At 75.8% G+C, this 22,460-nt stretch carries 18 protein-coding genes; 10 read left to right on the top strand and 8 right to left on the bottom strand.

The features are described from left to right. Window positions 1-36 precede the first annotated feature (36 nt). Window positions 37-2,808, top strand: a complete 2,772-nt coding sequence (locus tag ACZ60W_RS28140) for a DUF6493 family protein (RefSeq protein WP_469758178.1) — start codon at window positions 37-39, stop codon at window positions 2,806-2,808. A gap of 97 nt (window positions 2,809-2,905) precedes the next feature. Next, window positions 2,906-4,354 (top strand): GNAT family N-acetyltransferase, encoded by a 1,449-nt coding sequence (locus ACZ60W_RS28135; protein WP_469758177.1) that lies wholly within the window; start codon window positions 2,906-2,908, stop codon window positions 4,352-4,354. Here the strand turns inward: ACZ60W_RS28135 and ACZ60W_RS28130 are convergent. Then, window positions 4,266-5,492, bottom strand: a complete 1,227-nt coding sequence (locus ACZ60W_RS28130) for a trans-sulfuration enzyme family protein (protein WP_469758176.1) — start codon at window positions 5,490-5,492, stop codon at window positions 4,266-4,268. The two genes, ACZ60W_RS28135 and ACZ60W_RS28130, sit on opposite strands and share 89 nt — an antisense overlap. A 59-nt stretch (window positions 5,493-5,551) precedes the next feature. Between ACZ60W_RS28130 and ACZ60W_RS28125 the strand changes: the two genes are divergently transcribed. The 3 genes from ACZ60W_RS28125 to ACZ60W_RS28115 all read left to right on the top strand — a co-directional run bounded on the left by ACZ60W_RS28125 (window position 5,552) and on the right by ACZ60W_RS28115 (window position 8,340). Continuing rightward, a complete protein-coding gene (locus ACZ60W_RS28125; RefSeq protein WP_469758175.1) occupies window positions 5,552-6,049 on the top strand; it encodes an Lrp/AsnC family transcriptional regulator in 498 nt (165 codons plus the stop codon). A gap of 49 nt (window positions 6,050-6,098) precedes the next feature. Next, a complete protein-coding gene (locus ACZ60W_RS28120; protein ID WP_469758174.1) occupies window positions 6,099-7,802 on the top strand; it encodes a DUF885 domain-containing protein in 1,704 nt (567 codons plus the stop codon). An 88-nt stretch (window positions 7,803-7,890) separates the two neighbouring features. Beyond that, window positions 7,891-8,340 carry an Lrp/AsnC family transcriptional regulator gene (locus ACZ60W_RS28115; protein WP_469758173.1) on the top strand — a complete coding sequence of 150 codons (450 nt, stop codon included), beginning with the start codon at window positions 7,891-7,893 and terminating at the stop codon, window positions 8,338-8,340. On the opposite strand, the gene ACZ60W_RS28110 is transcribed toward ACZ60W_RS28115, so the two are convergent. The 4 genes from ACZ60W_RS28110 to ACZ60W_RS28095 form a co-directional block, all read right to left on the bottom strand. Then, window positions 8,330-11,401, bottom strand: coding sequence for an AAA family ATPase (locus tag ACZ60W_RS28110; RefSeq protein ID WP_469758172.1), 3,072 nt, complete (start codon window positions 11,399-11,401; stop codon window positions 8,330-8,332). The genes ACZ60W_RS28115 and ACZ60W_RS28110 overlap by 11 nt on opposite strands. Then, on the bottom strand, window positions 11,398-12,567 hold the full coding sequence (locus ACZ60W_RS28105) for an exonuclease SbcCD subunit D (RefSeq protein ID WP_469758171.1): 1,170 nt from the start codon (window positions 12,565-12,567) through the stop codon (window positions 11,398-11,400). Before ACZ60W_RS28105 ends, ACZ60W_RS28110 begins: the two co-directional genes overlap by 4 nt. Window positions 12,568-12,861: 294 nt before the next feature. Then, on the bottom strand, window positions 12,862-13,488 hold the full coding sequence (locus tag ACZ60W_RS28100) for a YigZ family protein (protein ID WP_469758170.1): 627 nt from the start codon (window positions 13,486-13,488) through the stop codon (window positions 12,862-12,864). Between the two features lie 9 nt (window positions 13,489-13,497). Further along, on the bottom strand, window positions 13,498-14,859 hold the full coding sequence (locus ACZ60W_RS28095) for a PucR family transcriptional regulator (RefSeq protein ID WP_469758169.1): 1,362 nt from the start codon (window positions 14,857-14,859) through the stop codon (window positions 13,498-13,500). A gap of 223 nt (window positions 14,860-15,082) precedes the next feature. On the opposite strand from ACZ60W_RS28095, the gene ACZ60W_RS28090 reads away from it, so the two are divergent. The 3 genes from ACZ60W_RS28090 to ACZ60W_RS28080 all read left to right on the top strand — a co-directional run bounded on the left by ACZ60W_RS28090 (window position 15,083) and on the right by ACZ60W_RS28080 (window position 18,662). Then, window positions 15,083-16,567: a long-chain-fatty-acid--CoA ligase gene (locus tag ACZ60W_RS28090; protein WP_469758168.1), complete on the top strand. Its 1,485-nt coding sequence runs from the start codon at window positions 15,083-15,085 to the stop codon at window positions 16,565-16,567. Between the two features lie 90 nt (window positions 16,568-16,657). Next, window positions 16,658-18,142, top strand: a complete 1,485-nt coding sequence (locus ACZ60W_RS28085) for a carboxylesterase/lipase family protein (RefSeq protein WP_469758167.1) — start codon at window positions 16,658-16,660, stop codon at window positions 18,140-18,142. Window positions 18,143-18,221: 79 nt separating this feature from the next. Beyond that, window positions 18,222-18,662, top strand: coding sequence for a CoA-binding protein (locus ACZ60W_RS28080; RefSeq protein WP_469758166.1), 441 nt, complete (start codon window positions 18,222-18,224; stop codon window positions 18,660-18,662). A 73-nt stretch (window positions 18,663-18,735) separates the two neighbouring features. On the opposite strand, the gene ACZ60W_RS28075 is transcribed toward ACZ60W_RS28080, so the two are convergent. Both ACZ60W_RS28075 and ACZ60W_RS28070 read right to left on the bottom strand, forming a co-directional pair. Next, window positions 18,736-19,299, bottom strand: coding sequence for a YbaK/EbsC family protein (locus ACZ60W_RS28075; protein ID WP_469758165.1), 564 nt, complete (start codon window positions 19,297-19,299; stop codon window positions 18,736-18,738). A gap of 43 nt (window positions 19,300-19,342) precedes the next feature. Continuing rightward, on the bottom strand, window positions 19,343-19,915 hold the full coding sequence (locus ACZ60W_RS28070; protein ID WP_469758164.1) for a helix-turn-helix domain-containing protein: 573 nt from the start codon (window positions 19,913-19,915) through the stop codon (window positions 19,343-19,345). 112 nt (window positions 19,916-20,027) lie between these two features. Between ACZ60W_RS28070 and ACZ60W_RS28065 the strand changes: the two genes are divergently transcribed. Beyond that, on the top strand, window positions 20,028-20,891 hold the full coding sequence (locus ACZ60W_RS28065; RefSeq protein WP_469758163.1) for an EamA family transporter: 864 nt from the start codon (window positions 20,028-20,030) through the stop codon (window positions 20,889-20,891). A gap of 19 nt (window positions 20,892-20,910) precedes the next feature. Here the strand turns inward: ACZ60W_RS28065 and ACZ60W_RS28060 are convergent, their stop codons facing one another. Continuing rightward, window positions 20,911-21,678, bottom strand: coding sequence for an acyltransferase (locus tag ACZ60W_RS28060; RefSeq protein WP_469758162.1), 768 nt, complete (start codon window positions 21,676-21,678; stop codon window positions 20,911-20,913). Between the two features lie 131 nt (window positions 21,679-21,809). On the opposite strand from ACZ60W_RS28060, the gene ACZ60W_RS28055 reads away from it, so the two are divergent. Next, window positions 21,810-22,337, top strand: coding sequence for a gamma carbonic anhydrase family protein (locus tag ACZ60W_RS28055; protein WP_469758161.1), 528 nt, complete (start codon window positions 21,810-21,812; stop codon window positions 22,335-22,337). Window positions 22,338-22,460 lie beyond the last annotated feature (123 nt).

The following is a 22,460-nucleotide window of genomic DNA, read 5'->3' as shown; positions in this document are numbered from 1 at the left end:
GACGAGTCGGTGACGAGGGGCGGGAGGAGCAGGGCCGTGGGGAAGCAGACGTCGACGGGGAGCGAGGGGTCCGTGGAGAGCGGGACCGAGACCGGGAAGGCCATGGGGAGCGTGCGGACCGTGGAGGAGGAGAAGGGCGGGGACACCGCGAGGGCCTCGGGGATCGACGAGCTGGTCGCGGCGGTGCGGGCGGGCGGTTTCCGGGAGGTGCCGGGGCTGCTCGAACCGCTGGACGCGGCCGGGCGCAAGGCGGCGCTCGGACGGCTGAAGGCGCTGCGCACGGAGGTGCGGGGCTGGGCGGGCGCGCGGGAGCGGGAGGCGGCGCTCGTGCGGCGTGCCCTGTACGTGGCGGGGGCCGGCTGTCACCCCGGCGCGGCGGGGGCGGCCACCTGGCTGGGCGGGCGTGACCTGCTGGCCTGGCGTTCGCAGGACGGGGGTCTGGTGCTGCGGGTGGTGGCCGGGCGGAGCGCGGAGTGGCAGGCGGAGCTGGCGGGCCGGCTCGCCGCCCGGCCCTCCGTGGCGGAGCAGAGCTACGGGCTGATCCGCCGTCTGGTGGAGCGGGCCGGCTGCGCGGTGCCCGCGTCGGACGGCTACGTACGGGCCTGGGCGCGCGAGGTCACCCCCGGCGGGCGCTGGGTCCACCGGGCGGACGAGGCGCCGCCGCTCGTGCAGCGGCTGCGGGTGGATCCGCAGACGGCGTTCCTCGTGGTGCACGCCCTGGCGATGCCGGAGCCCCCGGAGCAGATGACGTGGGCGGTCGACGCCGACTCGCCGCGGCACTGGCCGACGGCGGTCGCGACGCTCGTCGGGGAGGGCGTGGTGGACCGGACGGAGGCCGTGGACGCGGCCGTCTCGCGGCTGCTGCGCGGGGGCCGTCTCCATGATCTGCGGTTCCCGCTGGAGGTGCTGCGGCTGCTCGCTCCGACGACGGCGGAATCCGGCGCGCGGGTCCCGGATCTGATCGGGATCGCGGCGGACGCCCCGTCGCCGGTGGCGGGGTACGCGCAGGAGGCGCTGGCCGCGCTGGCGGTGGAGGGGGCCCTACCGATGTCCGCGCTGGCCGAGATGACGGGCGCGGTGCTGTTCCGCACCGAGAAGAAGCTGGTGCAGGCGCAGCTGGTGCTGGTCGGCAAGGTGCTGGCGCGCGAGCCGGGCGGAGCGGGCGACCTGCTGCCGGCCGTGGCGGAGCTGTTCGGGCACGAGGACACCGCGCTGCAGGAGCGGGCGCTGAAGCTGATGGGCCGGCACCTGTCCGCCGTGGACGCCTCGGTGCGCGCGGAGCTGGCCGACCGGGCCGCGGAGGTGGGGCCGGTGCACCGGCAGGCCGTGGCGGACCTCTTCGGGACCCCGGTGGCGCGGAGTCGGGCGCCGTACGTGGAGATCCTGCCGCCGGTGGCCGGGCCGCGGCGGGTCGAGCCGCCGGCGGCCTCGGTGGAGGAGCTGGTGGAGGAGCTGCTGGCGAAGGGCGTCTCCGAGGACCCCGTCCGGTTCGAGCGGGCCTTCGACGGGCTGGTGCGGCTCGCGCACCGGGACCGGGAGGGCGTGACGCGGGCGGTGCGGGAGGCGTTCGCCACCGTCGAGTGGGAGCAGCCGCACCACTTCACGCACCACTCCCACGGGCTGCACGCGGTCCTCGCGGGGCTGCTCGGCATCGTGGAGCCGGCGTGGATCGACGACCGGCTCGCGCGGGGCGGGGCGACCCCGGACTGTCTGCACCAGGGGCTGACGGAGATCACGGACGCCCGGCTGTGGGAGGCCGCGGCGCTCGTCGGTACGGACGCGCTGCCGTTCCTGCTCGCCGCGCCGACCCTGGACGGCGGCGGCATCGCCCCGTGGGTGCTGGTGGAGCGGTTGCGGGCCCTGCGGGACGCGGGCGTCGAGCCCGCCCCGGCCGATCTGGCGCAGGCGCTGCTGCGGGTGCTGCGGGGTGATCCGGAGGCCGGGGAGGCCGCCGTCGAGGCGGCGGCGCTGGACACCGGGGCCGGCCGGCGGCTGGCGGCGTGGCTGCGGTCGGACGCGCCGCCGGCCGCGCGTGTGCGCTTCCTCAGGAGGGAGGGGCAGCGGTCGCTGCTGCGGTGGTCGCTCCAGGACCGGCTGGTCGTCGACCTCGCCGACCGGGCCGTCCTGCGGGAGGAGTTCCCGGCGGCCTTCCGGTGGCTGGGCGGCACCCTGGAGGCCACGCCCCGCCGCTGTCACCACTGGGTCACGGGCCTGGAGCACTGGGCGGCGGTCCTGCCGGCCGACCGGGAGCTGCTCGCGGCCTGTGTGCTGCCGTCGCTGACGCGGACCCTCGACAGCACCCGGGAGTCGACGGAGCCGCTGGCTCCGCTGGCCGAGGCGGAGGGTCCGGTGGGCCGGGCGGTGGCCCTGGCGGTGGCGCTGGGTCTGGGCACCGGGGACGCGGACGACCGGCTGCGGGCGGTGGACGCCCTGCTGGTGCTCGCGGCCCGGGGCGATCTGGACGCGCGCGGGGTGGGCGAGGAGCTCGGGTGGCTTGTCGCCGAGGGCTCCGTCAAGCCGAACCGGCTGGCGGACGCGGCCCGGACGGCGTCGGCCACCGGTGCGTACGCGACGGTCTGGGCGGTGCTCGCGGCCGCCCTGCCGGCCGTGCTGGTCCCGGACAAGCCGGTCCGGGGGCTGGGCGAGCTGCTGGCGGTGGCGGCGGAGTGCGTGGAGCGGTGCGGGGCGGGCGGGGAGCCGTCCGGACTGTCCGCACGGGTGGCGCGGGGCGGTTCGACGCAGCTGGCCACGCAGGCGAAGCGGCTGCTGGACGCACTCCGTCAGGGGAACGGTCAGACCACGCCATAAACGGCCTGAATCGGTCGTTAAGGCTCCAGATCGCCGCTTAACCCGTCAGTCACAAAGCGTTCGTGATCACGCAACACCGCTGGGTCACAGTGAGGGCATGACCGATGTGACGTCCTCGAAGAGCACCCGCCGCCCGCACCACTGGCGGCACGACCTGATCGAGCTGGCCGCGCTGTTCACCGCCGTGGTGGTGGCCGACACGATCGCCAAGACCATCGCCAAGGGCCCGGACGGACCCTACCTGCTGATCTTCTCGGCGATCGCGCTGGCCGCCACCGCCACGTTCCACACCTGGTGGGCACGGCGCCACGGCCATGCCAGCCATGCCCCGCCCGTCGACGACACGCCCGGTGTCACCGACGGGCGCCCCACCACCGCGTCGGCGGCCGGCGAGGACCGGGGCGGGCAGGAGGGGTCCGCGGCGCCGGCCGAGACCGTGCTGTGGCGGATGCGGACCACCGTCGCGGACACCCCGGGCAGCCTCGCCGCGCTGTGCACGGTCCTCGCCGGCCTGCGGGTGGACATCCTCACCCTCCAGACCCACCCCCTGGCCGACGGCACGGTCGACGAGTTCCTGCTGCGCGCCCCGGCGGACCTCTCCGCCCACGCCCTCGCCCGTGAGACCGCGGCGGCCGGCGGCCGCGACACCTGGACCGAACGCGCCGACGCCCACGACCTGGTGGACACGCCCACCCGGGTCCTCGGCCTGGCCACCCGTACCGCGCTCGACGCCGCCGAACTGCCGCTCGCCCTGCGCCAGCTGCTCGGGCGCTGCACGCTCCACTCCGTGCCCGCCGTCTCGCTCACCGGCCGCCCGATCGGCGAACAGGCGCCGGTCGAGGGCGTCCTGGAGGAGACCGTGATGCGGCTGCGCGACCCGCACGGCGGCTCGATCATCATCGAGCGGCCCTATCTGGCCTTCACCCCGACCGAGTTCGCCCGCGCCCGGGCGCTCGTGGAGCTCGACGCGCGCCTCGGCCCGCGGGTCCCGCGCAGCCAGGACGTGCTGACCCTGCCCGAGGGCAACGAGATCACCGTCCGCCGCGCCGACCAGCGCGACCTGGCCGCCGCGCGCGCCATGCACGACCGCTGCTCGGCCCGCACCCTGAGCCTGCGCTACCACGGCCCGGTCGGCGACGCGGACCGCTACCTCGACCACCTGCTCAGCCCGCGCTTCGGGCGCACCCTCGCCGTGCAGACGACCTCCGGCCGTCTCGTCGCCCTGGGCCACCTGCTGTGGGACGGCGACGAGACGGAGGTCGCCCTCATGGTCGAGGACGACTGGCAGCGGCGCGGGATCGGCTCCGAACTCCTCGGCCGGCTCGTGGCGATGGCCGAGGAGGCCGGCTGCGACAGCGTGTACGCCGTGACGCAGTCCTCCAACACGGGGATGGTGGCCGCGATGCGGGCGCTGAACCTCCCCCTCGACTACCAGATCGAGGAGGGCACCCTGGTCATCACCGCCCGACTGGCCTCGGCGCCGCGATCTGCCGCCCGGACGCAGCTGGAGCAGCCGCACGGAGGGGCGCGGCGGGCGGAGCGCTGAGCGCCTGCGTCAGGTCCCGCCACAGGTCCTCGACGTCCTCCAGGCCGACCGACATCCGCAGCAGGCGGTCGCTGACGCCCGCCGAGCGCCGGTCTCCCTCGGCCACGATGCGGTGGCTGATGGAGGCCGGGTGCTGGATGAGGGTGTCGACGCTGCCGAGGCTGACGGCCGGGGTGATGAGCCGGACCCCGGCGATCACGTCGTGCGGGTCGCCGTACACCTCGAACGCGACCATCGCACCGCCGATCCGCGGGTAGTGGACGCGGGCGATCCGGGGGTCGGTGGCGAGCCGCCGGACGAGTTCGGCGGCCGAGGCCGAGGCGGCCCGCACCCGGACCGGCAGGGTGGAGAGACCGCGCAGCAGCAGGTAGCCGGCGAGGGGGTGGAGCACCCCGCCGGTGGCGAAGCGGACCTGACGGAGGGTCCGGGCGAACTCCTCGTCGCAGGCGACGATGCCACCCATGACGTCGCCGTGGCCGCCGAGGTACTTGGTGGCGCTGTGCAGCACGATGCGGGCGCCCTGTTCGACGGGCCGCTGGAGCACCGGGGTGGCGAAGGTGTTGTCGACCAGGAGCGGCACCGAGCCGCAGGAGTGGGCCAGGGCCCGGATGTCCGCCTCGGCGAGGGTCGGGTTGGCCGGCGACTCGACCATGACCAGGCCGGTGTCGGGCCGGATCGCCTCCGCGACGCCCGCCGGGTCGGTCCAGGTGACCTCGGTGCCGAGCAGTCCGGCGTCGAGGAGGTGGTCGCTGCACCCGTAGAGCGGGCGGACCGCCACCACGTGGCGCAGGCCCTGGCTCGCCCGGGCGAGCAGGACGGCGGTGAGGGCCGCCATGCCGCTGGCGAACGCGACGGCGGCCTCGGCGCCCTCCAGCCGCGCGAGGGCCTCCTCGAAGCGGGCGACGGTGGGGTTGTCGAGCCGGGCGTAGACCGGCGGCCCGTCGAGGCGGGCGCCGGTGGCGGCGAACTCGTCGATCCGGGCGGCCTCGGCCCGGGCGTCGTACGAGGGGTAGGTGGTGGACAGATCGAGCGGCGGGGCGTGCAGTCCGAGCCCGGCGAGATCCTCGCGGCCGGCGTGCACGGCATCGGTGGCAAGGGCCCTCGGGGTGGCCGAGGGGCCGTAGTCCATGGCGTCCATGGCGGCACTGTGAACGGATACCGGGAAGTAGCGGAAAATCGCCGTGCTACGTTCGACGGATGGCCGATTCTGTCGTACTGGACGCGGTCGATCTGCACATTCTTCGCCTCTTGCAGAACGACGCCCGGTCCACCTATCGCGAACTCGCCGCCGAAGTCGGCGTGGCGCCCTCGACCTGCCTGGACCGGGTGGCCCGGCTGCGCCGCACCGGCGTGATCCTCGGACAGCAGCTACGACTGGATCCGGCCAAACTCGGGCGCGGGCTGGAAGCATTGCTTCTGGTCCAGGTCCGCCCCCATCGGCGGGAACTGATCGGTCCGTTCGTCGACCGCATCCGGGCGCTTCCCGAGTCACGGGCCCTGTTCCACCTCACCGGCCCGGACGACTACCTGGTCCACGTGGCCGTGGCGGACCCCGCCGACCTGCAACGACTCGTGCTCGACGAGTTCACGTCACGCCGTGAGGTCGCCCGTGTGGAGACCCGGTTGATCTTCCAGCAGTGGGAGTGCGGGCCGCTTCTGCCGCCGGGGCCGAGCCCCTCCTTGTCAGCCGACTGAAGCCGGACGAGGGTGACGCGGGCCCGTCCCAGGCGCCAGGATGACCCCCATGCCAGAGACTTCCAGCAGCGCGCTGCCCCGCCAGGTCGCCGACGATCACGTCGACGCACTCATCGCCCTCGACCCGATCACCGGAACGTACCTGGGAGTCAAGGAGAGCGCCGGACTGCTGCCCGACTTCTCGCCCGCCGGGCAGCGGGCCGTCGCCGACCTCGCACGCCGCACCCTCGCCCGCCTCGACGAGGCGGAGCGCGCTCCCGGCGCGGACGACGAGGCCGAGCGCCGCTGCGCCCGCCTGCTGCGCGAGCGCCTGACGGCGGAACTCGCCGTCCACGAGGCCGAGGAGGGCCTCTGCGCGGTCAGCAACATGCGCTCCCCCGCGCACAGCGTCCGGATCGTGTTCACGGTGATGCCCACCGAGACCGAGGAGGACTGGACAGCGGTGGCCAGCCGGCTGCGCGCCGTCCCCGCGGCCCTGGAGGGGTACCGCTCCTCCCTCGAACTGGGCCTGGAGCGCAAGCTCCACGGCGGTCCGCGCCCCACCGCCACCTTCATCGGACAGCTCACCGAGTGGTCGGGCGGACCGGCCGCGAAGGCGGGCTGGTTCGAGGAGTTCGCCGCCTCCGGTCCCGACACGCTGCCCGCCGGGCTCCGTGCCGAGCTCGCGGCGGCCGGCAAGGACGCCACCGGCGCCGTCGCCGCGCTGCGGGACTGGATGCGCGACGTCTACGCGCCCGCCGTCGCCGACGCGTCGGACACGGTGGGCCGCGAGCGGTACCAGCGCTGGACCCGGTACTTCAACGGCACCGACCTGGACCTCGACCAGGCGTACGCGTACGGCTGGACGGAGTACCACCGGCTGCTCGCGGAGATGCGCGGCGAGGCCGAGCGGATCCTGCCCGGCGCGGGCCCCTGGGAGGCGCTCGCCCACCTCGACGAGCACGGCACGCACATCGAGGGCACGGAGGAGGTCCGCGTCTGGCTCCAGGGCCTGATGGACGAGGCCATCGAGGCGCTCGACGGCACCCACTTCGAACTCGCCGACCGCGTCCGGCGGGTGGAGTCCCGGATCGCCCCGCCCGGCGGCGCGGCGGCCCCCTACTACACGGGGCCGTCCGAGGACTTCTCGCGCCCGGGCCGCACCTGGCTGCCGGTCGACGGCACCACCCGCTTCCCGGTGTACGACCTGGTGTCGACCTGGTACCACGAGGGCGTTCCCGGCCACCACCTGCAGATCGCGCAGTGGGTGCACGTCGCCGACCGGCTCTCCCGCTACCAGGCCACGCTCGGCAAGGTCAGCGCCAACGTGGAGGGCTGGGCGCTCTACGCGGAGCGGCTGATGGACGAACTGGGCTTCCTGCCGGACGCGGAGCGGCGCCTCGGCTACCTCGACGGCCAGATGATGCGCGCGTGTCGCGTCATCGTGGACATCGGCATGCACCTCGGCCTCGACATCCCGGCGGACTCCCCGTTCCGCCCCGGCGAGACGTGGACCCCGGAGCTCGCCCAGGAGTTCTTCCAGCTGCACAGCAGCCGTCCGGCGGCCTTCGTGGAGAGCGAGATGACGCGCTACCTCTCGATGCCCGGCCAGGCGATCGGCTACAAGCTGGGCGAGCGCGCCTGGCTGCTCGGCCGCGCCAACGCGATGGCGGCGCACGGCGACGCCTTCGACGCGAAGGCCTGGCACATGGCGGCGCTCTCGCAGGGGCCGCTGGGCCTCGACGACCTGGTCGACGAGCTGTCGCGCCTCTGACGCACGGCGCCGCGGACACTCTTCCGCATGGTGAGAATCCCCGGCCGATTCCTTGATCGGCCGGGGATTCCCCTGCAGAGTCGGGGTCATGAGCCATGATGACACCCCGGACGCCACCGACTGGCGCATCCTGGAGGCGCTGCAGAGCGACGGCCGCGCCAGCTTCGCCGAACTGGCCCGCGCCGTCTCGATGTCACCGTCCGCGGTGACCGAGCGGGTACGGCGCCTGGAGGAGGCGGGGGTGATCGCCGGGTACACGGCGATCGTGGACCAGGAACGGCTGGGCATGCCGATCCTCGCCTTCGTGCGGCTGCGCTACCCGCACGGCAACTACAAGCCCTTCCACGACCTGCTCGACGCCACCACGGAGATCCTGGAGGCGCACCACGTCACCGGGGACGACTGCTTCGTGCTGAAGGTCACCGCCCGCTCCATGCGGCACCTGGAGGAGATCACCGGGAAGATCTCCACGCTCGGCTCGGTGACGACGAGCGTCGTCTACTCCTCACCGCTGGCCCGGCGCTCCGTCAGCCGCTGAGCGCCTCCGCACCGGTCCGCATCCGCACGGCCGAGCCGTGCCGCGCCTTGACGACCTCCAGTTGGGCCGGGACGCGGCGGCGCAGGTCGCCCACGTGGCTGACGATGCCGACGCTGCGGTCGCGTTCGCGCAGCGAGTCGAGGACGTCGAGCACCTCGTCGAGGGTCTGCTCGTCGAGGCTGCCGAACCCCTCGTCGATGAAGAGGGTGTCGAGCCGGATGCCGCCGGCCTCGTCCGTGACGACGTCGGCGAGGCCCAGCGCCAGGGCGAGCGAGGCGAAGAACGTCTCGCCGCCGGAGAGGGTGGCGGTGTCCCGCTCGTTGCCGGTCCAGGCGTCCACGACGTGCAGCCCGAGGCCCGCCCGCTTGCCGCCGGAGCGCGCGTCGGAGTGGACGAGCGTGTAGCGGCCCCCGGACATCCGCTGGAGCCGGGCGGTCGCCGCCGCGGCGACCTGTTCGAGCCGGGCGGCCAGGACGTACGACTCCAGGCGCATCCGGCGCTCGTTCTCGGCGGAGGTCCCCGCGGTGAGCCCGGCGAGCCGGGCCACCCGGTCGTACTCCTCGCGCAGCGGTCCCAGTCGGCGGACCTCGGCGGCGGCCTCCCGGGAGAGGGCGGTCAGCCCGGTGGCCCGCTCCCCCGCGGCCGACAGCGCGGACGCGGCCGTGCGCAGGGCCCGCTCCGCCGCCGTGTGGGCGGCCTGTGCCGCGGCGGGGTCGGCGGGCGGGAGGGCGGCGGCCTCTTCGGTGCCGGGCTCGGAGAGCCGGTCGGCGACCGCGGCGGCCTCGGCCCGCCAGGCGTCCACGCGGTGCTGGAGGTCGCGGCGCTCCCGCTCGTCGAGCAGCGCGCCGGCGGCCTCCTCCGGTGTGGTGAAGCCGGCGCGGTAGGCGGCGTCGGCGAGCCGGTCGTCGGCCTCCTTGAGCCGCTGGGCGGCGAGTTCGGCGGAGCGTACGGCCCCGGCGGCGTCGACCAGGAGGGCGATCCGCCGCTCCAGGACGGTGGCGTGCTCGGCCACCGAGGCGAACGTGCCGCGGCCCCGGGCGAGTTCCTCGTCCAGCGCCGTCTGCTCGCGGTCCAGCGCCTCGCGCCGCGAGGTCCTCGCGGCGACCCGCCGCTCGGCCTCCCGCTGCGCGCCCGCCCGCTCCTCGTGCTCCCGCTCCGCCCGCGCGAGCGCCTCCCGCGCGCCGTGCGTCTGCCCGGCCAGCGCGTGCGCCTCGGCGTGCAGCCGCGCCAGCTCCCCGACCTCGTCGGCCAGGTCGGCGACGGAGGGTTCGGGCGCGCCGTCCGGGGCCGTCGCGGCGCCGTCGCGGTCGGCCCCGGTGGGCGGCGCGAGGACCTCGGCGCGGGCCGCGGACCAGGCTTCCCCGGCGGCGGCGACCTCGCGTTCGGCGGCGTTGCGGGTCTCCTCGGCCGCGGTGTACGCCGCGTAGGCGGCGTCCTCCGTGGCGCGGTCGACGTGTCCGGCGGTGGTGCGGGCGGGGGCCGGGTGGGCGGTGGAGCCGCAGACCTGGCACGGGTCGCCGTCGGCGAGGGTGACCGCGAGTTCGGCCGCGATGCCCTCCAGACGGCGGGACTTGACGTCGAGCCAGCGCTCGTGAGCGGTGTTGCGGAGCTCGCGGGCGTCGGCGAGGCGGGCCTCGGCCGCCCGGGTGGAGTCGGCGAGGGCGTCCCGGCGCCGGGCGGCGGCGAGCCGGCGGCGCGCGGGCTCCAGCCGTCCGGCGAGGTGTTCGGCGCGGGCGGCGGCGTCCGTCGCGGCCTCGACGCGCTCGACGAGTCCGGCGCGGCGCGGCTCCCAGCCGGCGAGCCAGCCCGCGGCGTCCAGGAGGGCGTCCTCGTCGGCGCGGGCCTCGCGGGCCAGGACGGTGCGCTCGTCGGCGATCACGGAGGCGCGGCGCTCGGCTCGGCGGGCGGCCTCGAGGCCGCCGAGGTCCTCGCGGAGGCGGCGTTCGAGCGCCGAGAGGTGCTCGGCCCCGGCGTCGCCGAGGTCCGGGGGCAGCAGGGCTCGGGAGCGGTCGCGGGCGGCGTGCGCCATGGCGTGCTCGCGTTGGGCGTCGCGGCGCAGGCCGAGGGCGGGGGCCACGCGGTCGGCCTTGAGGCCGCGGTCGAGCGCGGCCTGGTGACGGTCGCGCTCGGGGGTCTTGGCCGTGAGGTGTTCGTGGCGGCGGAGCGCGTCGGCGTGCCGGGCCTGGCGGGCGGCGAGGTCGTTCTCGGCGTCGAGGCAGGCGCGCGCGGCGGCCTGGGCGGTCTCGGCGGCGGCGCACCGCACCCCGGCGATGTCGAGGGCCTCGCGGGCCTCGGTGCGGGCGACGGCGGCCCAGGCCAGGGCGGCGTCGGCGAGGCCGGGTTCGCCGGGCCGTCCCTCGACGGGGGTGCGGGCGGCGTCGAGCCCGCTCGCGGCCTGCGTCATGCGCTGGGTGAGGGCGAGGAGCCGTCCGTCGCCCTGCTCCACCTGCTGGAGCGCGGCGCGGCGCAGGTCGGCGAGCCGCTCCTCGACGGCGGCGAACCGGCGGGTGTCGAAGAGCCGTCCGAGGAGGCGGCCGCGGGCCTCGGCGTCGGCGCGGAGGAACTTCGCGAAGTCGCCCTGCGGGAGCAGGACGACCTGGCAGAACTGTTCGCGGCTCATGCCGACGAGCTGGGTGATCTCCTCCCCCGTCTCCTGGTGGGAGCGGCTGAGGCCGGTCCACTCCCCGGTGGCGTGGTCGTACGCGCGCAGCCAGGTCTGGGCCTTCTCGGTGGTGAAGCCGCCGCCGCGCTTCTTGGGCCGCTGCTGGGCGGGCCGCCGGGTGATCTCCAGCCGCCGCTCCCCGACGGTGAGGTCGAGCAGGACCTCGGTGGGGGTGCCGGCGGGGGCGTGGTCGCTGCGCAGGGTGGTGCCGGGGGCCTGGCGGACGCCGGGGACGCTGCCGTACAGGGCGAAGCAGACGGCGTCCAGGACGGAGGTCTTGCCCGCGCCGGTCGGTCCGTGGAGGAGGAAGAGCCCCGCCGAGGACAGGGCGTCGAAGTCGACGGACTGCGTGGTGCCGAAGGGCCCGAACGCGGTGATCTCCAGTCGGTGCAGCCTCACCGGTCCGCCTCCCGTTCGGCCGTGTCGACGCGCACGTCGTCGAACGCCCCGTAGAGGACGGCGCGTTCGGCGCCGTCGAGGGTCGCTCCGCCGCGGACGTGGGCCACGAAGTCCTCCGCGATCTGCCGGTCGCTGCGGTCGCGGAGCCGCTGGGCGTAGGAGGCGCCGTCGTCGCCGGCGGTCCGCTCGGGGTCGAAGACGAGGTGGAGGGTGTGCGGGAAGCGCTCGGTGAGCCGGTTCATGGGCTCGGCCGGCCGGACGGGGTCGGTGAGGGTGGCCTCGACCCACGCCTGTTCGTGCGGGGTGAGCGCGGGGTCGGCGAGGAGGTCGTCGAGCCGGCCGCGGATCCTGGCGAGGGGGCGCGGGACGGGGCAGTCCAGGCGTACGGCGTCGGTGATCGCGCCGTCCTCGCCGAGGTCGATCAGCCACATCGTCTTGCGGTGGTCGGCCTCGGAGAAGGAGTACGCGAGGGGTGAGCCGGAGTAGCGGACGCGCGGGGTGAGGGTCTGACTGCCGTGGAGGTGGCCGAGGGCCACGTAGTCGACGCCGTCGAAGACGCCGGCGGGCACGGCGGAGACCCCGCCGACGGTGATGTCCCGCTCGCTGTCGCTGGCCGCGCCGCCGGCGACGAAGGCGTGGGCGAGGACGACCGAGCGGGTGCCGGCGGGCCGGGTCGCGAGGTCGGCGCGGACCCGGTCCATCGCGGCGCCGAGCACGGCCTCGTGGCCGGCCTTCTCGGCGCCGAGCCGGTCGCGGACGAGGGCGGGTTCGAGGTAGGGCAGGCCGTAGAGGGCGACGTCGCCGTGTCCGTCGGCGAGGACGACCGGGGTGCCGATGCCGTCGGGGTCGGTGCGGAGGTGGATGCCGGCCCACCGGATGAGCCCCGCGCCGACGCCGAGGCGGCGGGCGGAGTCGTGGTTGCCGGAGATCATGACGGTGGGGACGCCCGCGTCGGCGAGGCGGTGCAGGGCGGTGTCGAAGAGTTCGACGGCGGGCAGCGGCGGGACGGCCCGGTCGTACACGTCGCCGGCGACGAGGACGGCGTCGACGTCGTGCGCGTGGACGGTCGCCACGAGGTGGTCGAGGAACGCGGCCTGGGCGTCGAGGAGACCGACCCGGTGGAAGGACCGGCCGAGATGCCAGTCCGAGGTGTGCAGGAGCCTCACGATGCCGTTCCACCCCGCATGTGCGCCGCTCCCGTCCGCTCGTTCCGTTCCGTGCGGCCTCCACGCTATCCCGGCGGACGGGGTGGCTGGGGCCGTCCGGGAAACCGGCGCCGGGGCGGTGGCGCACCGCGGTCACGCGCCGGACAAGGGGTGTGGGCGGGCGGGGCGGTCCGGGTGGCGGGGCGGGCGGGTGGGGCGTCTCACACCGGGCCCGCGGGAAGAGGGACGGCTCCCGGCCCGCGCGGGGCCGGACGCCTCACCGGTCGCCCGAGCGCCCGCCGGTGGCCGTGGCCCTCACCCGTCGCCGTACGCCTCCCCGCCGAGTTCGACGGTGGCCGTGCCGGCGGTCGCGTCGGCGAGCCAGGCGCGGAAGGCGGGGACGTCGGAGTCGGGGAGGCCGATCTCCAGGGTGACGGCGTCGGCGTAGCGGACGTCGCGGACGGCCCGGCCGGTGGCGCGCAGGTCGTTCTCCAGCTTGCCCGCCCGCTGGTGGTCGACGGTGACGGTGGCGAGCCGGTAGCGCCGGCGGGTCACGGTGCCGAGGGCGTCGAGCGCCTCGCCGACCGCGCCGCCGTAGGCGCGGATGAGGCCGCCGGCGCCGAGCTTCACGCCGCCGTAGTAGCGGGTGACGACGGCGACGACGTACCGCATCTCGCGGCGCAGCAGCATCTGGAGCATGGGGACGCCGGCGGTGCCGCCGGGCTCGCCGTCGTCGGCGGCCTTCTGGACGGAGGCGTCGGCGCCGAGGACGTACGCGAAGCAGTTGTGGGTGGCGGTGGGGTGCTCGCGGCGGACGCGGGCGACGAACTCCTGCGCCTCCCGCTCGTCGGCGACGGGTGCCAGCGCGCAGAGGAAGCGCGAGCGGTTGACCTCGGTCTCGTGCACGCCCTCGCGGGCGAGGGTGCGGTACTGCTCCTGCATCCGGCCAGCCTACGTTCCGTCGCTCCGTCGTTCTCCCGGGGCCGGTGCGGGGGCGGCGGTGCGGCCGGCGTAGGGCAGGGCGCGCAGGGCCAGTGCCCAGCCGAGCCGGGCCTCGCCGGACTCGCTGGAGCGGCCGGTGAGCTCGGCGATGCGCCCGATGCGGTTGAGGACGGTGTTGCGGTGGCAGTAGAGCTGTTCCGCGGCGCGGGAGGCCGAGCAGCCGTGGTCGAGCCAGGCGCGCAGGGTGGTGAGGAGCGCGGCCCGTTCTCCGCCGGTGGCGAGGACGGGCCCGAGGTGGACGGTGACGATCCGCTCGGCGATGTCGGTGCGGCCGCTGAGGAGGACCTCGGCGAGCCGGGCGTCGAAGCCGGCGACCTCGCCGCTGCCGGCCCGCAGGGTGCGCAGGGTCTGTTCGGCGAGGCGCAGGGCGCGGCCGGCCTGGGAGAGCCGCTCGAACTCCGGGGAGACGCCGGCGGTCACGCCGGTCCGCTCGCGCAGGGCCGTGAGCAGCCCGGACGCCACGGGGTCGGCCGGGCCGCCGGCGCCGGGCGCGGCCCGGCCGGGGGGCGTGACGCGGCGGGGCAGCCGGACGATCCCGGCGTACCGGCCGGAGCGCGGCCGCCAGAAGGACCACAGGCCGTGGGCGTCGAGGACCGGCGCGAGGTGCGGCGGGGCGGCGGGGTCCTGGGCGGCGACGACGACCACGTACCGGTCGGCCGCCGGGACGCCGAGCGCGGCAGCGGCCGCCGAGGCGACGGCCGGGTCGTCGGCGCGGCCGTCGAGCAGGGCCTCGAAGAGCGCGACGCGACGGGTGTCCTGGCGGCTCTGGAGCTCCAGCTGGGCGATCCGGTACGCGTCGGCCATGGCGACCGAGAAGCGGTCGATGGTCTCCCAGACGCCGCCGGCCATGTCGAGTTCGATGTCCCGGCTGTCGGAGCCCCGTCCGGCCCGGACGCGCAGGTGCTCGGCCATGACCTGCCAGAGGATGCGGCCGCCGCGCCGGTAGGCCTGGAGCACGGTGTCGAGCGGCACGCCCTGTTCGGCGCGGCGGCGGCCGGTCTCGCGGGCCGCCCACTCGAAGTCGCCGCCGGTTGCCTCCAGGCCGCCGAAGTCCTCCAGGGCGCGGATGAGGTTGTCGCGGCAGATCTCCCAGAGGTCCTCGCGGGTGACGGGGGCCCCGGAGGCGTACGTACCGGAGTGGGCGCGGATGTCGTCGACGGCGCGGTCGGTGAGCCGGTCGACCTCGCCGAGCATGGCCGTGGCGAGGGACCGGCGGAGGGCGCCGGAGCCTCCGGCGCCGCCGAGGGGGGTGTGGCTTCCGCCGGAGCGCGCCCCTGGGGGCTCGCCGGGCACGGCCGGGCTGTGCGTCATGGCTCGCACGGTAACGCCGGAATTTGGCGGATGCCACGGGTCGGGCCGGACGGTGGGGCCGCTGCCCAGCTCGGTCCGTCACATGGTGGGCGTCTGCACATGGCGTGCGGACGGGGTGGCGGCGGAGTCTGAGCCGTGTCAGCCGATGGTCGACGGCGCCGTCGGCCCGCTCCCCGGAGCGGTGTGCGAGGCGCCGCTCGGCTCCGTGTCCCTGGAGCGTGTCATGTCACTGAGCGTCGCCGGTGTGCTGGGCGAGTCCGCCCGTCACTTCCCCGACCGGATCGCGGTCGTCGAGGGGGCCACCCGGCTCACCTACGGGGAGCTGTGGACGGAGGCGCTGCGGTGCGCCGCGGGGCTGCGGGAGGCCGGGGTGAAGCCGGGCGACCGGCTCGCCGTGCTGCTGCCGAACACCGTCGAGTTCCTGCGCGTGTACTACGGGGCGCTCGCCGCCGGCGCGACGGTCGTGCCGGTGCACGCGCTGCTCGTCGCCGACGAGGTGCGGTACGTCCTGGAGCACAGCGGCGCGGTCGGGATCGTCAGCGGCGGGCCGCTGTGGGCGGTGGCCGACGAGGCGGCGCGGGCCGCCGGGGTGCGGGCCTTCCAGGGGGCTCCGTCGGGGGCCGGGCCGCTGGCCGCGCCGGAGCCGTCGGAGCCGGGCGCGGTCGCGGTGGTCCTCTACACGAGCGGGACGACGGGCCGTCCCAAGGGCGCCCTGCTGACCCATCTCAACATCGTCATGAACGCCTCCGTGACCGCGCAGGACCTCCTCGGCCTCGGCGAGGGCGACGTGGTCCTCGGCTGTCTGCCGCTCTTCCACAGCTACGGCCAGACGTGCGCGATGAACGGCACCCTGCGGCAGGGCGCGACGCTCGTCCTCATGCCCCGCTTCACGGGTCCCGCCGCACTGCGGATCCTCGCCGACGAGGGGGTGACGGTCTTCATGGGGGTGCCGACGATGTACCACGCCCTGGTGGAGGCGGCGGCGGGGTCGGAGCTGCGGCCGACGGCCCTGCGCGCCGCCGTGTCGGGCGGTGCTGCGCTGCCGGTCGCGGTCCTGGAGCGCTTCGAGGACGCCTTCCGCACGCAGGTCCTGGAGGGGTACGGCCTGACGGAGACCTCGCCGGTGGCCACCTTCAACCAGCCCCACCTGGGCCGCCGGCCGGGGACGGTCGGGCACCCGGTGTGGGGGGTCGAGGTGGGCGTCGCGGACGCGGCCCTCGACGGGGAGGTCCGGCTGCTCGCCGACGGCGAGGTGGGCGAGGTCGTGGTGCGCGGGCACAACGTCTTCGCCGGGTACCTCGACGACCCGGCGGCGACGGCGGCCGCGGTCGTGGACGGCTGGTTCCGCACCGGCGACCTCGGCGCCCGCGACGAGGACGGCTTCCTGCGGATCGTGGACCGCAAGAAGGACCTGGTGATCCGCGGCGGGTTCAACATCTACCCGCGCGAGGTCGAGGAGGTCCTCGTCCGCCACCCGTCGGTCGCCGAGGTCGCGGTGATCGGCGTCCCCGACGAGGAGAAGGGCGAGGAGGTCTGCGCGGTGGTGGTCCGCCGGGACGGCTCCCCGCTCACCGCGGACGCGCTCGTGGACTGGTCCCGCGAGCGGCTGGGCCGCCACAAGTACCCCCGGATCGTGCGCTTCGTCGACGCGCTGCCGCTCGGCCCCACCGGCAAGGTCCTCAAGCGCGCGCTGGTGTCGGGGGGCTGAGCCGTGCGCGTACCGTCCCCTCCCGGCGACCCCTCGCGTCGTCCCGGTCCCGTCGTCCCCTTCCCGTCGCCCCGAGAAAGGCCCGAAGCGATGCCGGAGCAGGCACCCCCCGAGGTCCGGACGCGCGCCGGCGCTCTGCGCGGCTCCCTGGAGGACGGCGTGGCCGCCTTCCTCGGCGTCCCCTACGCACGGCCGCCCGTGGGCGCGCTGCGGTTCCGGGCGCCGGAGCCGGAAGCGGCCTGGGAGGGGGTGCGGGAGGCCACGGCGTTCGGGCCGACGGCGCCGAAACGGCCCTACGCGCCTCCGCTCGACGCGTTGCTGCCCGACCCCGAGGTCGCGGGCGAGGACTGTCTCAACCTGAACGTGTGGGCTCCGTGGGGCACTGCGGGGCCCTCTGACGACGCCGTGGCGGAGGGCGGCCGGCCGGTGATGGTCTGGATCCACGGCGGGTCGCTGGTCCACGGCTCCTCGTCGGTCCCGGTGTACGACGGCACCGCCTTCGCCCGCGACGGCGTGGTACTCGTCTCGCTCAACTACCGGCTGGGCGTCGAGGGGTTCGGGGTCTTCCCCGATGCCCCCGCCAACCTGGGGCTGCGCGACCAGATCGCCGCGCTCACCTGGGTGCGGGAGAACGTCGCGGCGTTCGGCGGCGACCCGGAGCGGGTGACGGTGTTCGGCGAGTCTGCGGGGGCGATCTCGATCGCGGCGCTCCTCGCCTCGCCGCTCGCGGAGGGACTGTTCCGGCGGGCGGTGCTGCAGAGCGGGGCACCGATGGCGCTGCCGCTCGCCGGGGCGCGCCGGACCACCGAGGCGGTGGCGGCGCGGCTCGGGGTGCCGGCGACGGCGGAGGCGTTCGGGCGGGTGGACCGGGAGCGGCTGCTCGCGGCGCAGACCGAGGTGACCGGCAAGGGCTCGCCGCTGACCGGCGGCCACTCCTTCCGGATCGCCGTGGACGGCGAGGTCCTGCCGCGCGATCCGGCCGAGGCGCTCGCGGCCGGGGCCTCGGACGGCGTGGACGTCCTGATGGGGACGACCACCGAGGAGTACCGGCTCTGGTTCGTGCCCGGCGGCGTCGTGGACCGGATCGGCGCCCTCGCCCAGCGGCTGTTGCTGTGGAGGACGAAGGTGCCGTCGCGGACGGCGCGGGTGTACCGGGCGGGGCGGGCGGGGGAGAAGCCGGGCGAGGTGCTCGGCGCGATCGCCACGGACAAGCTGCTCCGGGTCCCGCTGAACCGGCTCGCGGACGCCCGCCTGCGCGCCGGGGCGCCCGGCCGCACGCACTTCTACGAGTTCGGCTGGCGCTCCCCCGTCCTCGGCCTCGGCGCCTGCCACGCGCTGGAGCTGGGTTTCGTCTTCGACACGCTCGGTCTGCCGGACACCCGCGCCCTGACGGGTCCGGACGCGCCGCGGGAGCTGGCGACGGCGATGCACGCCGCCTGGGTGGCCTTCGCCGCGACCGGCGACCCGGGCTGGCGCGGCTGGGACGCGACCCGCCCGGTGATGACCTTCGGCCCGGGTGCTCCGTCCCTCGTGGAGGCCCCGCGCGAGGCCGAACGGCTCGCCTGGGGCGCCTGAGGCGTCCGCCGGGAATCACCGCGCCGCGCGGCTCGTTCTCCTCGTGGACGGGCCGCGCCGAGGAGAGGCAGCAGAGAAGATGAGCGTCGACACCACGACCAGCGAGCCGACCGGCTCCTCCACCGCGGAGACGGTACGGCGGATCCTCACGTCCACGGGCGACACCTGGGCCGTCGTGGGGCTCTCGTCCAACCGGGCGCGGGCCGCGTACGGCGTGGCGGCCGTGCTCCAGCGCTTCGGGAAGCGGATCGTCCCGGTCCACCCCAAGGCGGAGACGGTCCACGGCGAGCAGGGCTACGCGTCCCTGGCCGACATCCCGTTCCCCGTCGACGTCGTCGACGTGTTCGTCAACAGCGACCAGGCGGGCGGCATCGCCGACGAGGCGGTCGCGATCGGCGCCAAGGCGGTCTGGTTCCAGCTGGACGTCGTCGACGACGAGGCCTGTGCGCGGACCCGCGCCGCCGGTCTCGACATGGTGATGGACCGCTGCCCCGCGATCGAGATCCCGCGCCTCGGCTGAACCGCGCGCGGACGGCCCCGCCGGCGCCCGGGAGGCGCGCGGCGGGGCCGTCGCCGTACGGGGCCGGGGCGGGTCAGCCGACCGGGACGCCGAGGCCCTCCAGGACGACCGCGCCCGGCAGTTGGGCGAAGGCCTTGCCGGGCAGGATGAGCTTGCCGCGGCGTCGCCCGCTGCCGATGAGGACCCACTCGGTGTCCAGGACGGCTGCGTCGACGAGCAGGGGCCAGTCGGCGGGGAGCCCGACCGGGGTGATGCCGCCGTACTCCATGCCGGTCTCCCCGGTGGCGGCGTCCATCGGGGCGAAGGACGCCTTGCGCGCCCCGAGGTGCTTGCGCACGACCCCGTTGACGTCGACCCGGGTCGCGGACTTCACGACGCAGGCGGCCAGGGTCGTCGTCTCGCCGCGCCTGCCCGCGACCACCACGCAGTTGGCGGAGGCGTCGAGCAGGTCGGCGCCGTGGTGCGCGACGAAGTCGGCGGTGTCGGCGATGGCCGGGTCGGTGTCCACGTAGAGCAGCCGGTCGGCCGGGACGGGCCCCGTCCAGGCGCGGACGGCGGCCGCGACGGGGCCGGTCAGCAGGTCGAGGCGGTCGGGGGCGGGCCGGGCGTCGTCGAAGTCTCCGATGGGTGCGCGCATGGCGCCACGCTAACAACCCCGGTCCGGGCCGCGGGCGTTCGTCTCAGCGTACGGGCGGGATGGAGACGGCCATCGTCATCTCGGCCGGTGCGTCGCCGTCGTTGCGGTAGACGTGCGCCACGTTGGCCTCGAAGACGGCGGAGGTGCCGGCGGGCAGGGTGTGTTCCTCGCCGTCCACGACGAGGGTGAGGATCCCGGCGGTGACGTGCAGGAGCTCGGTCGTGCCGTCGGGGTGCGGGTCGGAGGCGCTGCCGTCGCCCGGCATGAGGGTCCAGGACCAGAGTTCGAGGGGGCCGCGGGCCTCGGTGCCGACGAGCAGGGTGGTGTGGCTGCCGGTGGAGGTGGACCACATGCGGACGGCCTGGCCGGGCGGGACCAGCCGGACCTGGGGGCCCTGCTCGTAGTCGAGCAGGGTGGTGATGGAGACGCCGAGGGCGTCGGCCAGCTTCACCGTGGTGCCCACGCTGGGGTTGGTCCTGGCCTGCTCGATCTGGATGATCATCCCGCGGCTGACCCCCGCCCGTGCGGCGAGCGCGTCCAGGGTGAAGCCCCGCTCCTTGCGCCAGCGCTTCAGGTTCCGGGCGAGCGACTGCGTGAGCTGGTCGAGGTCCGACACATTCCGTCCAATATTCTGGATGACAGAGTTCAATGAACTGAACTACGGTGAGGTGTACCCGATCGTTCACCGCACTGTACTGCGTCCTGCCGTACGCGACTGCGAGGCTTCCATGACCGCCCTGTTCGCCCTGGCCACCAGCCTGCTCTGGGGGCTCGCCGACTTCGGCGGCGGACTGCTCACCCGCCGGATGCCCGCCCTCACGGTCGTCGTGGTCTCCCAGGTCCTCGCGGTCCTCGTCCTCGGAGCGGTCGTGCTCGCCACCGGGGCCTGGAGCGAGGCGGGACCGCAGCTCTGGTACGCGGTCGGGGCCGGCGTCGTCGGCCCGGCGGCCATGCTCGCCTTCTACAAGGCCCTCGCCCTCGGCCCCATGGGCGTGGTCTCCCCGCTCGGCTCGCTCGGCGTGGTCGTCCCCGTCTCCGTGGGACTGCTGGTCGGCGACCGCCCGGGGCTGCTCCAGTTCGCCGGCATCGGCGTGGCCGTCCTCGGCGTCGTCCTGGCGGGCGGCCCCGAGCTGCGCGGCGCGCCCGTCCGGCGCCAGGCGGTCCTGCTGACCCTGCTGGCCGCCTTCGGGTTCGGCTCGGTGATGGCCCTGATCTCCGAGTCGTCCACCACGGTGACCGGCCTCTTCCTCGCCCTGTTCGTCCAGCGCGTGACCAACGTCCTGGTGGGCGGGGCCGCCCTCCTCGCCTCCGTGCGGCGCGGCGGCCGGGCGCTCCCCGAGGGCGGCGCCGCGGTCGTCCGCGCGGCCCTGCCCGCCCTCGCCTTCGTCGGCCTCGCCGACGTCGCCGCCAACGGCACGTACGCGCTCGCGGCCCAGCAGGGTCCGGTCACCGTGGCGGCGGTGCTGGCCAGCCTCTACCCCGTCGTCACCGCGCTCGCGGCCCGCGGCGTCCTCAAGGAACGGCTGCGCGCGGTGCAGGCGGCGGGGGCGGGCCTGGCCCTGGTGGGCACGGTCCTCCTCGCCACCGGCTAGCCGGTGCGGGGCCGGCCGGTCAGGACGGCACGGACTCGGTGGACTCCGTCCGCCCGGCCTCCCAGGCCGCCAGCGCCGCGAGCTGCTCGGGCGTGACGTGCTCCGGGATGGGCACGGGGGCGGGCGTGCGCAGCGGCGGCTGCCAGCCCTTCTCCGGGTCCCAGCTGCGGACGACCCGGGCCGGGGCGCCCGCGACCACCGAGTGGTCGGGGACCTCCCCGCGCACCACGGCGCCGGCGGCGACCACCACGTTCCGGCCGAGCCGCGCGCCGGGCAGGATCACGGCGCCGGTGCCGAGCCAGCAGCCGGGGCCGATGGAGACGGGCGCGGAGCGCGGCCACTGGCGGCCGACCGGCTCGTCGGGGTCGTCGTAGCTGTGGTTGGTCGAGGTGATGTACACGTACGGACCGCAGTAGGTGTCCGAGCCGATGGAGACCCGCGCGTCGGCGATGACGTGGCTGCCCCGGCCGAGGACGACCCCGTCGCCCAGGGTCAGGACGGTGTCCGGCCCGAGGTCGAGGTCCGGCAGCATGCCCGCCGTGAGGGTGACCTGCTCGGCGATGATGCAGCACTCGCCGATCTCGATCCACGGTTCGCCGAAGACCGTGCCCTGCGGGAAGGCGAGCCGGGTGCCGGCGCCCAGCCTGCGGAAGCGCAGCCGCCCGGGGTGCTCCGCGGTGACGGAGCCCGCCCGCTGGACCCAGCGCCAGCCGCCCTGCACGGCGTGGGCCAGGACCCGGCGCCGCCAGGCCGCGAGGGAGGAGAACGTGTTTCTGTTCCTGGGCACCCGGCCACCGTAGTCGGCGCCGTCGTGCCTGATCAGTGCGGTGCGCTGTGATGTCCGTCATGGGCACGGCATAGGCTGCGGCCGGGAGTGTCCGCGGGCGCGACACGACGGCTGACGATCAGGAGCGAACCATGACAGAGGCGTTGATCAAGGGTGTGGGCGGCAAGGAGCCGCTGGTCGACCCGACCGCCTTCACCGCCCCGACCTCCGTGGTGCTCGGCGAGGTGACGCTCGGCGCCCGCGCGAGCGTCTGGTACCACGCGGTGCTGCGCGCGGACTGCGGCCCCATCGCGGTCGGCGAGGACTCCAACATCCAGGACAACTCCACCGTCCACGTCGACCCGGGCTTCCCCGTCTCGATCGGCGACCGGGTGACCGTCGGCCACAACGCGACCGTGCACGGCTGCGTGATCGAGGACGACGTGCTCGTCGGCATGGGCGCGACGGTCCTGAACGGGGCCCGGATCGGCGCCGGCTCGCTGGTCGCGGCCCAGGCGCTCGTCCCGCAGGGGATGCAGATCCCGCCGGGCTCCCTGGTCGCGGGCGTCCCGGCGAAGATCCGCCGCCCCCTGACCGACGAGGAGAAGGAGGGCATCAAGCTGAACGCCGAGATGTACCTGCTGCTCGCCAAGGGGCACGCCGAGGCCTTCGAGGACTGAGACGCACGGCCCGCCGGGCCCGGGGGGGGGGGGGGGGGGGGGGGGGGGGGGGGGGGGGGGGGGGGGGGGGAGGGGGGGGGGGGGGGGGGGGGGGGTGGGGGTGGGGGGGGGGGAGGGGGGGGG

This window comes from Streptomyces sp. NPDC104202, assembly GCF_055584185.1.
This window is presented reverse-complemented; position numbering and strand designations above follow the sequence as displayed.

Excerpts from the sequence above, each read along its gene's own strand:
- ACZ60W_RS28120 (WP_469758174.1), top strand. The coding sequence starts at position 6,099 with ATGCCAGAGACTTCCAGCAGCGCGCTGCCCCGCCAGGTCGCCGACGAT.
- ACZ60W_RS28075 (WP_469758165.1), bottom strand. The coding sequence starts at position 19,299 with ATGCGCGCACCCATCGGAGACTTCGACGACGCCCGGCCCGCCCCCGAC.
- ACZ60W_RS28065 (WP_469758163.1), top strand. The coding sequence starts at position 20,028 with ATGACCGCCCTGTTCGCCCTGGCCACCAGCCTGCTCTGGGGGCTCGCC.
- ACZ60W_RS28115 (WP_469758173.1), top strand. The coding sequence starts at position 7,891 with ATGAGCCATGATGACACCCCGGACGCCACCGACTGGCGCATCCTGGAG.
- ACZ60W_RS28135 (WP_469758177.1), top strand. The coding sequence starts at position 2,906 with ATGACCGATGTGACGTCCTCGAAGAGCACCCGCCGCCCGCACCACTGG.
- ACZ60W_RS28055 (WP_469758161.1), top strand. The coding sequence starts at position 21,810 with ATGACAGAGGCGTTGATCAAGGGTGTGGGCGGCAAGGAGCCGCTGGTC.
- ACZ60W_RS28125 (WP_469758175.1), top strand. The coding sequence starts at position 5,552 with ATGGCCGATTCTGTCGTACTGGACGCGGTCGATCTGCACATTCTTCGC.
- ACZ60W_RS28090 (WP_469758168.1), top strand. The coding sequence starts at position 15,083 with ATGTCACTGAGCGTCGCCGGTGTGCTGGGCGAGTCCGCCCGTCACTTC.
- ACZ60W_RS28100 (WP_469758170.1), bottom strand. The coding sequence starts at position 13,488 with ATGCAGGAGCAGTACCGCACCCTCGCCCGCGAGGGCGTGCACGAGACC.
- ACZ60W_RS28085 (WP_469758167.1), top strand. The coding sequence starts at position 16,658 with ATGCCGGAGCAGGCACCCCCCGAGGTCCGGACGCGCGCCGGCGCTCTG.
- ACZ60W_RS28080 (WP_469758166.1), top strand. The coding sequence starts at position 18,222 with ATGAGCGTCGACACCACGACCAGCGAGCCGACCGGCTCCTCCACCGCG.
- ACZ60W_RS28095 (WP_469758169.1), bottom strand. The coding sequence starts at position 14,859 with ATGACGCACAGCCCGGCCGTGCCCGGCGAGCCCCCAGGGGCGCGCTCC.
- ACZ60W_RS28130 (WP_469758176.1), bottom strand. The coding sequence starts at position 5,492 with ATGGACGCCATGGACTACGGCCCCTCGGCCACCCCGAGGGCCCTTGCC.